Origin of the sequence: Streptomyces sp. B1866, assembly GCF_031932565.1 — a bacterium.
Classification (GTDB): Bacteria; Actinomycetota; Actinomycetes; order Streptomycetales; family Streptomycetaceae; genus Streptomyces.
Genome location: NZ_JAVSCF010000247.1, coordinates 1 through 9,558, shown reverse-complemented (window position 1 = coordinate 9,558; position 9,558 = coordinate 1). Strand labels below are relative to the sequence as shown.

The following is a 9,558-nucleotide window of genomic DNA, read 5'->3' as shown; positions in this document are numbered from 1 at the left end:
GATCATTCTCGTTGAGAAAACCTCACTCGCCGTGCTCTGCCGGGATGAAGGGCAGATGCGGATGCGGGGATGGCACAGCTGCGAGCTTGACCACCCGGAAGGCGAGGATGAATACCCGGTGGATATCCATGTGGGGGATCGCAGGGTATCGCTTGGCAGTGCCGAAGTAAGGGTGGTGGACCGCCGTGGCCGGTGGCTGATCGCCCCCAACCTCGTCTACCACTACGTCACCGCGCACTCGTATCTTCCGCCGGAGGACTTCATCGAGGCCGTTCTGGCGCAACGGACAGCCAGGCCGAAGGTGTGACGCGACCGCCCAACGGGCGGCTGGGCAGGGAGGCTCCGCTGCGCCCGGCGCAGGCCGATCGGCTGACCGGGCCCCGGCAGGACGTACCCCTGTCCTCCCCAAGGCGGAGCACCCGCCGACCCCGGGTGCGTCCAACGGCCCACCCCCGCTTCCCCCCGCCGCACGACGCCCGGCAGCGCCCCCGCCAGGAGAGTTGGGGACGTAACCCCGACCCACCCAGCCGAAGGGCCCTCATGACCACGCGAAAGACAGCGGCGGCGGCGGGCGCGCTCGCGGGGGCCGCCGCGCTGGCCGCCGCCGCGCTCACGCCCGCCGCGCGGGCCGCCGACGACGCGCCGCCCGAGAAGCCCCGTCTGACCGCCGCCTCCGACGTCGTCCTGCCCAACCTGGACGACGACGCCCGGCGCTGCCGACTGCGCCCCGGTGACCTCGACCGGCTCGACCTGGCCGTGGACGAGCGGCTGGCCGCGTGCCACGACGCCGCCGACGACGTCGTCAACGGGCCGCGCGACGCCGACGACCTGACGACGCTGCGGGTCGAGCCGATGGCCGTGGGGGACGCGGCCGTGGGGCGGGTGTCGCTGCCCGCGGCGCAGCGGCCGTACGCGCGGGTGTTCGTGGAGCGCGGCGGTCGGCTGGTGGCGCTGGGGGACGGCGGGCGGCTTACCGCCGCCGAGCTGCGCGGGGGCGCCAGGCTCGCCGTCGAGGGGCGGGACGTCGTGCGCGATCCGGCGCGGTGGGACGGGCGGATCACCGTGTCGCTCGCCGTGACCGACGGCGGCGTCACCCGCGACGCCGCCGTTCACCTGCACGTCGCGCCCGTACTGCTCCAGAACGACCTCCAGGCCGCCCAGCGGCTCATCGCCGCCGCGCCCGGGCCCGGCGAGGGCGTGCCCGCCGAGGTGCCCGCGGCCGAGCGGCGGCCCGGCGGGTGGGCGCCGTTCGCGCGGTCGCTGCGGGGGGCCGTGGCGGACGCGGGGCTGCCGGACGGCGCGCTGCGGTTCCAGTCGGGCGGCGCGGACTGGTGGCGGGACATCTGGCGGCAGGACATCGTGGAGCCGGGTTACGTCAGCAGGCCGCTGCCGGGCGGCGGCGCGCACACCCTGCGCATCCTGCTGCGCTCGCCCAACTACTGGGCCTCCGGCGACGGGCGCGCCGCGAGCCTGCGCCGCGCGGGGCGGCTGCTGTTCCGCGACTGGCGGGGGCCGGACGTGGGGGTGGTGCAGCAGTACACCGCCGACCGGGACCCCGGCGTGGACGAACTCCAGAACTTCACCGGGAACGTCGAATCCGTGCCGCCCTTCCCCGGCCACCCCCAGGGGCGGATCCTGTACGGCGCCACGCCCCGGCGGCACCCGGACCGCTCGTTCACCGCCCTGCTCGCCGCCCAGGGCGCGCAGTCCCCGGTCGTACTCGACACCTCCTGGCTGCTGGTCGGGCACGTGGACGAGACCGTGCACGTCGTACGCGCCGACAACCCGCGCGGGTGGACGCTGGCCGTCGCCGACCCCCGGCTGGCCGTGCGGCTGCTGGAGCGGGTGCGGGACGCGGGCGGCGGCGGGCGGCGGCTGTTCGACAGCGCCGCCGACGAGGACCGGCTCACCGTCGACCAGTACCTGGCGTACGACCGCGAAAGCGGCTCCAACGCGGACGCCGCCCGGCACATCGACGGCCAGCTACGGGTCCTGCTGCGCGCCACCGGGCTGCGCGAGTCCGACCTGGTGCGGCTGCCGGTGCTGTACGCGAAGGCGGGCGACGACACCCGTCCCGAGGGCCTGCTCGCCTACTCGCCCGCCGTCGTCAACGGGCTGTCCCTCACCGCCCGCGACTTCGCCGCCCCGATCCCGCACGGGCCCCGGCTGGACGGCCGGGACGTGCTGCGGGCGGAGACCGAGGCGCGGCTGCGGGCCACCGGTGTCACCGTGCACTGGGTGGAGGACTTCTCCTGGGCCCACATGAGCGGCGGCGAGGTGCACTGCGCCACCAACGCGCTGCGGGACGTCACCCCGGCGGGCGGCAGCACGGCACCAGTCTCTCGCGTCACCCACATGGAGTAATCAGATCTCGGGAGGGCGCCGTCCGCTTCCTAGCGTGGGAAGTGGGCGGCGGCCCGCGTTCCGGTTCCGTGCTCACCGCGCGTCCGTACCGCGCCCGCCGCGGCCACCCCGCGACACCGGGACCTCTCATGGACTACGACACCCTGTCGACACCGCTGGAGGCGCTGCACCGGCGCTACGACCCCGGACGCCCGGAGGACCGGCAGGCGCTGGCCGCCCGCGCGCGGGAGGAGCTGGCCGGGGTGGTGGACGTGGACCCGGCCGACCCCGAGCGGCCGGTCCGCGTGTCGGTCACCCTGTCCGTCACGCCCGGCCTCGACGTGGCGCGGCTGCGCGCCCGCGGCATCGCCGTGCACACGCTGGGAGACGAGGGCGACACCGTGTGCACGGCCGACGTGCCCTGGGACGAGCTGCCCTGGCTGTCCGAGCGGCCCGAGGTCGTCCGGATCTCCCCCGCCGAGCGGGTGCACCCCCTGATGCGGGTCGCGCGCGAGGCGGTGGGCGTGGACGCGTACCAGCAGGCCACCGGGAACAGGGGCGCCGGAGTGCTGATCGGCGTGATCGACTCCGGCATCTCGCGGCTGGAGGACTTCCGCGACGGCACCGGCCGGTCCCGCGTCCTGCGCATCTGGGACCAGACGCAGCCCCACGCCCCCGGCAGCTCCGTACCGTACGGCCGGGAGTTCACCCGCGAGCACGGCGACCTCGCCCAGTCCAGGGACGACAACCCGGGCCTGCTGGGCCACGGCACGCACGTCGCGGGCATCGCCGCCGGCTCCAGCCCCGCCTACCCGGGCGTGGCCCCCGACGCGAACCTCGTCGTGGTCAAGTCGACCGTCCCGAAGACCACCGCGCGCGTGATCGACGCCCTGCGCTACGTCGTCCGCGTCGCCCGGGCCCTGCGCATGCCCCTCGTGGTGAACATGAGCCTGGGCTTCCACGGCAACGCGCACGACGGCACCGACGACCTCTCGCGCGTCGTGGACCAGGTCAGCGGCCCCGGGCGCATCGTCTGCTGCGCGGCGGGGAACGAGGCGGGCCTGGCCGTCCACGCCCGGGAGGCCGTGACGCGGACGGACAGCGCGACGATCGAGTACTCGTTCCGGTCCCCCGCCTCGCCGTTCGACCTCCCCGTCACCCCCGCCGCCTCGTTCAGCCTGCACGGCTGGTACGCGGGGTCGGCGGCGGAGACGCTGGGGGTGCGGGTGACCCCGCCGCCGGGCGAGGAGAAGGAGTACGACGTCACCGTGGCCGTCCCGCCGGGCCGGGACCCGTTCAACGGCGACCGCAGCTTCGTCGTCACCGCGCACCGCGGCCACGACGAGCGGCCGATCACGTCGGGCCTGTGGAAGATCGAGATCACCGGCGAGCGGCTGGCCGACGACCGGCCGCGGCGGGTCGACGTGTGGGACGGGGCGGGCGGCACGGCGGGCGGCTACTTCGTCACCCGCAGCACGCCGGAGACGACGGTCGCCGCGCCCGCCTGCGCCACGTCGGCCATAGCCGTCGGGTCCTTCACCACCGAGATCCGGTGGGTCGACGACGGCGGCGTGCCCCGGGACGCGACCCGGCCGCCCTACAACCTCACCCTGGTGAAGAACGACCTGTCCGCCTTCAGCAGCCAGGGGCCCCGGCGGGACGGGCGGATGAAGCCGGACCTGGTCGCCCCCGGGGCCGCGCTCGTCTCCAGCCTGTCCGACGGCCTGCCCGGGCCGGTCACCGAATTCCTGCGTGCGAGCGGCCTGGTGGTCCCGCCGCACCACACCGTGCGGTACGGCACCAGCATGGCCGGTCCGTTCGTCGCCGGCACGGCCGCGCTACGGCTGGCGAAGGACCCCTTCTGCGACGCCCGGCGCTTCCTGGACGACCTGGCGTACACCCACACCGGCCAGGACGCGCGGAAGTGGGGGCGGGGGCTGCTGGACCTCTTCCACGTGCGGTGGTGAGCGCCGAACCGCCGCCGGTTCCGCGGTTTCGCGCGGCCTCAGGCCGGGCGCGCCGGGTCCGGCACCGGCAGGCCCAGGCGGCGGTCCCGCAGCACCGGGAACTCCGCGCGCGTCGTGGCCACCCGCGCCAGGTCAAGCTCCACGGTCAGCACCTCCTCGTCCGCGCCCGCCTCGGCCAGCACCTCGCCCCACGGGTCGACGACGAGGCTGTGCCCGGCCTGCTCGACGCCCGCGTGGGTGCCCGCGGTGCCGCACGCCAGCACGTACGCCTGGTTCTCCACGGCGCGGGCGCGGGCCAGCAGCCGCCAGTGCTCGCGGCGGCGGGCGGGCCAGCCCGCGGGGAGGACCAGCAGCTCGGCGCCCGCGTCGGCCAGCAGCCGGAACAGCTCGGGGAAGCGCAGGTCGTAACAGGTGGCCAGGCCCACGACCGCCTCCGGCAGGCGGGCGGTGACCACCTCGTCCCCCGCGGCCATCAGGGCGGCCTCGCCCCGGTCGAAGCCGAAGCGGTGGATCTTGCGGTACGAGCGGACCAGCTCGCCCGTCGGCGCGAACAGCAGCGAGGTGTTGAACAGCAGGTCGCCCGCCGCGCCGTCCAGCGCGGCCGGGCCGCCCGCTGACCCCGCGTCAGGCGCGCGCTCCACGATCGAGCCGCCGTGCAGCCACACCCCGGCCTCGCGCGCGGCGAGCGAGAGCGCGGCGGCGGTCGGGCCGGTCAGCGGCTCGGCCCCGGCGGCGTAGGACTCCGACGCGAACGCGCCGACCGTCCACAACTCGGGCAGGACGACCAGATCCGCGCCCGCCGCGCCCGCCTGACGGACGAACGCGGCCGCCCGCTCCCGACGTGATTCGACCGGCTCGTCCGGATCCACCCGGATCTGAACCAGGGAAGCGTGCACGATACTCCCGCTCCTGGGCGTTGATCCCTTTTCAGCAGGGCCTACGATTCCATCCCGAAAGCACTCCCCGACGTGCCCGCCCGCAGCGTAACTTAAACGCACACCCGCACTCAGCAGCCCGCCCGCGTACCGACCGCCCGAGGGGTCACGTGACCGTCCATCCAAGCCTCCAGACCGCCATCGACGCGTGGACTCATTCCATCGAAGCGATATCCGAGCTGGTCACTCCGCTCGCCGAGAGCGAGTGGAGCCGGGCCACGGACCTTCCGGGATGGCTGGTGCGGGACGTCGTCTCGCACGTCATCGGCATGGAGACCGAGATGCTGGGCGACCCGCGGCCCATCCACTCGCTGCCGCGCGACCTGTTCCACGTGACCACCGACCTCCAGCGCTACCTGGAGGTGCAGGTCGACGTGCGGCGCTGCCACACGGCGCCGGAGATGACGGCCGAGCTGGAGTACACCATCATCCGCCGCTCCCGGCAGCTGCGGAACGAGAAGCGGGCGCCGGACGCGGTGGTGCGCGGGCCGCTGGGCACGGAGCGGACGCTGGAGACCGCGCTGACGGTGCGGGCGTTCGACGTCTGGGTGCACGAGCAGGACCTGCGGCGGGCGCTCGGCAAGCCCGGGAACCTGGACTCCCCCGGCGCGTCGGTCACGCGGGACGTGCTGCTGTCCCGGCTGCCGAAGGTGGTGGCCGAGGACGCGGGCGCCCCGGCCGGGTCGGCGGTCGTGGTGGACGTGACCGGGCCGGTGGAGTTCATGCGGACGGTACGGGTCGACGGCGAGGGCCGGGCGACGATCGACGGCAGCGTGTCGCTGGGCCCGGCCGTGACGCTGACCACCGACTGGGAGACGTACCTGCGGCTGGCGTGCGGGCGGGTGCGGGCCGAGGCGGTGGCCGACCGGCTGAAGATCGAGGGCGACCACAAGCTCGCCGACGCCCTCCTGCGGAACTTCTCGGTCACGTCCTGACCTGCCCCGGGCGGGCGCTGCCCGCCCGGCGGCGGCGTGGCCGGCCGTGTGTCGGTAGGCGGCGGTACGGTCGCGGCGTGCGCGGCGGCCGGGTCAGGGGTCCTGGCGGGCACCCCGTGGCCCGGCCCGCGCCGTACGGCCGGGTACGCGGCGCCCGCGTGCGCGGCAGGCCCGTACGGCCGTACCGCGCCCGTACCGGCCCCGCGCCCGGCCCCGTACCGCCCCGGCGAACGGCCGGGTCACGCGGGCACGTGCACCGCCTCCACCCGGCTGGCCACCACCCGCTCGCGCTCCCTGCGGTCCGCGCGCCCGCGCAGCCGCAGCACCTGCGCCAGGCCCACGGCCTGGAAGGCGAACACCGAGGTGAGGGCCACGCGGTAGTCGTCGCCTGTCCCGTCAAGCAGCACGCCGATGGCCAGCAGGGTGACCATGGACGCGGTGAAGCCGCCCATGTTGACGATGCCGGAGGCGGTGCCGAGCCGTTCGGGCGGGTTGGCCGGGCGGGCGAAGTCGAAGCCGATCATCGACGCGGGGCCGCACGCGCCGAGCACCGCGCACAGCGCGACCAGCAGTCCCAGCGGCGCGTGGCCGGGCCAGGCCAGGACGGCGCCCCACAGCAGCGCGGTCGCCGCGACCGTGCCCAGGACCAGGGGCGCGCGGGCGGCGTAGTGGCGGGCGACGACCTGCCCGTAGACCAGGCCGACGGCCATGTTGGACAGCACCACGAGGGTCAGCAGCTCGCCCGCCGCGCCCCGGGACAGGCCCTCGGCCTCCACCAGGAAGGGCAGGCCCCACAGCAGCAGGAAGACGGTCGCGGGGAACTGGGCGGTGAAGTGCACCCACATGCCCAGGCGGGTGCCGGGCTCGGCCCACGCCTCGGCGATCTGCCGCCGTACGAACCCGGGGTCGGCGTGCGCGGGCGCGGGCGGCGGCTCGTACCCCTCCGGGTGGTCCCTGAGGAACAGCAGGACCAGGACGAGCACGGCCGCGCCGCCGACCGCGCTGCCCGCGAAGGTGGGCGTCCAGCCGAAGGTGTGCAGCAGGCGGGCCAGGAGGAGCGTGGAGACCAGGTTGCCCGCCACCCCGAACAGCGCGGCGACCTGGGCGATCAGCGGGCCGCGCCGGGCCGGGAACCAGCGGGCGCCGAGCCGCAGCACGCTGATGAACGTCATGGCGTCGCCGCAGCCCAGCAGCGCGCGGCAGGCCAGCGCCGCGCCGTAGGAGTGCGAGACGGCGAACCCGAGCTGTCCGGCGGTGAACAGCACGATGCCCATGGCCAGCACCTTCTTGGTGCCGAGCCGGTCGACCAGCAGGCCGACGGGGATCTGCATACCCGCGTAGACCAGCAGTTGGAGGATGGAGAAGGCGGACAGCGCGGAGGCGCCCACGTGGAAGCGGTCCTCGGCGTCGAGGCCGGCGACGCCCAGGCTGGTGCGGTAGACGACGGCGGTGAAGTAGACGGCGACGCCCAGGCCCCAGACGGCGGCGGCGCGCCGCCCGCCCGGCGGGTCGCCGGGCAGCCTGCGGTCGGCGCGGGAGGCGCGCGTGACGGTCATATGGCGTCTCCCCGGACCAGGTGCCGCACCCAGCCGACGTGCTGGTGGACGTGGCGGGCGGCGGCGTCCGCGTCGCCGCCGCGCAGGGCGTCGAGGATTCCGGCGTGCTCGGCGATGTTCTTGGCGATCCGGTCGGGGTGGGCGTGCATGACGGCGACGCCCATGCGCAGCTGGCGGTCGCGCAGCTGGTCGTAGAGGCGGCCGAGGATGTCGTTGCCCGCGTGGCGGACGATCTCGGCGTGGAAGCACCGGTCGGTGGCGGCGACGGCGGCGAGGTCCCCGGCGGCGGCCTGCCGCCGCTGCTCGGCCAGCAGCTCCGCGAGGCGGTCGAGCAGCGCGTCGGGCGCGGGGACGGCCTTGCGCACGGCGTGCTCCTCGATCAGCAGCCGGGTCTCGACCACGTCGGCGATCTCCTGCGCGGACACCGGCAGGACCAGGGCGCCCTTCTTCGGGTAGAGCTTGAGCAGGCCCTCGGCCTCCAGCCGCAGCAGGGCCTCGCGTACGGGCGTGCGGGAGACGCCGACGGCGTCGGCGAGACCGCCCTCGGTGAGCAGGGTGCCGCCCTGGTAGCTGCGGTCGAGGACGCCGCGCTTGACGTGCGCGTAGACGCGGTCGGCGGCGGGCGGGCGGCGGCCGGGGGCGGCGTGAGGGGTGTGGGGGGAGGTCTGGGCAGGGGGGACGGGCAGGGACAGGGATGGGGGGAGCATGCGCACATCTTAGATACAACCGATGATCGGACAAACGGCGGAGGCCGCCCACCGGGTGGACGGCCTCCGTCATCGCGCTCCCCGCGCACGCGCCGTGCACGCACTGCGCACACCGTGCGCGCCCCTCCGCGGCCGGAACGCGTCCGGCCCGGCCCGGCGGGGGTCAGCCCCAGGTCAGCAGGCGCCGCGGCCGCTCCAGGACGGCGGCGGTGTCCGCCAGCACCTTCGAGCCCAGCTCCCCGTCCACCAGGCGGTGGTCGAAGGACAGCGCCAGGGTCGTCACGTGGCGCGGCTTGACCTTGCCCTTGTGCACCCACGGCTGGAGCCGGACCGCGCCCAGGGCGAGGATCGCGGACTCCCCGGGGTTGAGGATCGGCGTGCCGGTGTCGACGCCGAAGACGCCGACGTTGGTGATGGTGATGGTGCCCCCGGACATGTCGGCGGGCGGCGTACGTCCCTCGCGCGCGGTGGCGACCAGCCCGGCGAGGGCGCCGGCCAGCTCGCGCAGGGACTTCGCGCCCGCGTCCTTGATGTTGGGCACGATCAGCCCGCGCGGGGTGGCGGCGGCGATGCCCAGGTTGACGTAGTCCTTGTGCAGGATCTCCTGGTTCTCCTCGTCCCAGGACGCGTTGATCTCCGGGTTGCGGCGGACGGCGAGCAGCAGGGCGCGGGCGACGAGCAGCAGCAGGTTCACCCGCACGCCGGCCAGGTCCGGGTCCTGCTTCAGCTCCTCGACCAGCTTCACCGTGCGCGTGACGTCGACGGTCACGAACTCCGTCACGTGCGGCGCGGTGAAGGCGCTGGCGACCATCGCCTGCGCGGTGGCCTTCCGTACGCCCTTGACCGGCACCCGGCGCTCGCGGGCGGCCGCGTCGGGTCCGGCGGCCCGCGACGCTGCTGCCGGAGCGGCTTCTGGAGCGGGGGCCGGGGCGGGCGCGGCGGCGGCCTGCACGTCCTCGCGGGTGATGATCCCGTCCGGGCCGGTCGCGGTGACCTGCGCCAGGTCGATGCCCAGGTCCTTGGCGAGCTTGCGCACCGGCGGCTTGGCCAGCGGGCGGGTGCCCGGCGGCGGGCCGCCCGGCCCGCCCCGCTCCGGCTGCCGGCCGGGCGCGGCG

At 75.5% G+C, this 9,558-nt stretch carries 8 protein-coding genes; 4 read left to right on the top strand and 4 right to left on the bottom strand.

The window, feature by feature from the left end:
• The 3 genes from RKE29_RS24390 to RKE29_RS24380 form a co-directional block, all read left to right on the top strand.
• Nucleotides 1–307: hypothetical protein (locus tag RKE29_RS24390; RefSeq protein ID WP_312007766.1), on the top strand; the 307-nt coding region annotated here is incomplete at its 5' end.
• Between the two features lie 233 nt (nt 308–540).
• Nucleotides 541–2,364 carry a protein-arginine deiminase family protein gene (locus tag RKE29_RS24385; protein WP_312007763.1) on the top strand — a complete coding sequence of 608 codons (1,824 nt, stop codon included), beginning with the start codon at nt 541–543 and terminating at the stop codon, nt 2,362–2,364.
• 128 nt (nt 2,365–2,492) lie between these two features.
• Nucleotides 2,493–4,310 carry a S8 family serine peptidase gene (locus RKE29_RS24380; protein ID WP_312007762.1) on the top strand — a complete coding sequence of 606 codons (1,818 nt, stop codon included), beginning with the start codon at nt 2,493–2,495 and terminating at the stop codon, nt 4,308–4,310.
• A gap of 38 nt (nt 4,311–4,348) precedes the next feature.
• Here RKE29_RS24380 and RKE29_RS24375 read toward each other — a convergent pair whose 3' ends face one another.
• Nucleotides 4,349–5,206 (bottom strand): carbon-nitrogen family hydrolase, encoded by an 858-nt coding sequence (locus tag RKE29_RS24375; RefSeq protein ID WP_312007761.1) that lies wholly within the window; start codon nt 5,204–5,206, stop codon nt 4,349–4,351.
• A 149-nt stretch (nt 5,207–5,355) separates the two neighbouring features.
• Between RKE29_RS24375 and RKE29_RS24370 the strand changes: the two genes are divergently transcribed.
• Nucleotides 5,356–6,180, top strand: a complete 825-nt coding sequence (locus RKE29_RS24370) for a maleylpyruvate isomerase family mycothiol-dependent enzyme (RefSeq protein WP_312007760.1) — start codon at nt 5,356–5,358, stop codon at nt 6,178–6,180.
• 239 nt (nt 6,181–6,419) lie between these two features.
• Here the strand turns inward: RKE29_RS24370 and RKE29_RS24365 are convergent, their stop codons facing one another.
• The 3 genes from RKE29_RS24365 to RKE29_RS24355 form a co-directional block, all read right to left on the bottom strand.
• The gene (locus RKE29_RS24365) at nt 6,420–7,736 is read right to left on the bottom strand and encodes an MFS transporter (protein WP_312007759.1); all 1,317 of its coding nucleotides are present in this window, start codon (nt 7,734–7,736) and stop codon (nt 6,420–6,422) included.
• Nucleotides 7,733–8,443, bottom strand: coding sequence for a GntR family transcriptional regulator (locus RKE29_RS24360; protein WP_312007758.1), 711 nt, complete (start codon nt 8,441–8,443; stop codon nt 7,733–7,735). The genes RKE29_RS24365 and RKE29_RS24360 overlap by 4 nt, the downstream gene beginning before the upstream one ends.
• A gap of 163 nt (nt 8,444–8,606) precedes the next feature.
• Nucleotides 8,607–9,558: dihydrolipoamide acetyltransferase family protein (locus RKE29_RS24355; RefSeq protein WP_312007757.1), on the bottom strand; the 952-nt coding region annotated here is incomplete at its 5' end.

Excerpts from the sequence above, each read along its gene's own strand:
- RKE29_RS24360 (WP_312007758.1), bottom strand. The coding sequence starts at position 8,443 with ATGCTCCCCCCATCCCTGTCCCTGCCCGTCCCCCCTGCCCAGACCTCC.
- RKE29_RS24365 (WP_312007759.1), bottom strand. The coding sequence starts at position 7,736 with ATGACCGTCACGCGCGCCTCCCGCGCCGACCGCAGGCTGCCCGGCGAC.
- RKE29_RS24380 (WP_312007762.1), top strand. The coding sequence starts at position 2,493 with ATGGACTACGACACCCTGTCGACACCGCTGGAGGCGCTGCACCGGCGC.
- RKE29_RS24385 (WP_312007763.1), top strand. The coding sequence starts at position 541 with ATGACCACGCGAAAGACAGCGGCGGCGGCGGGCGCGCTCGCGGGGGCC.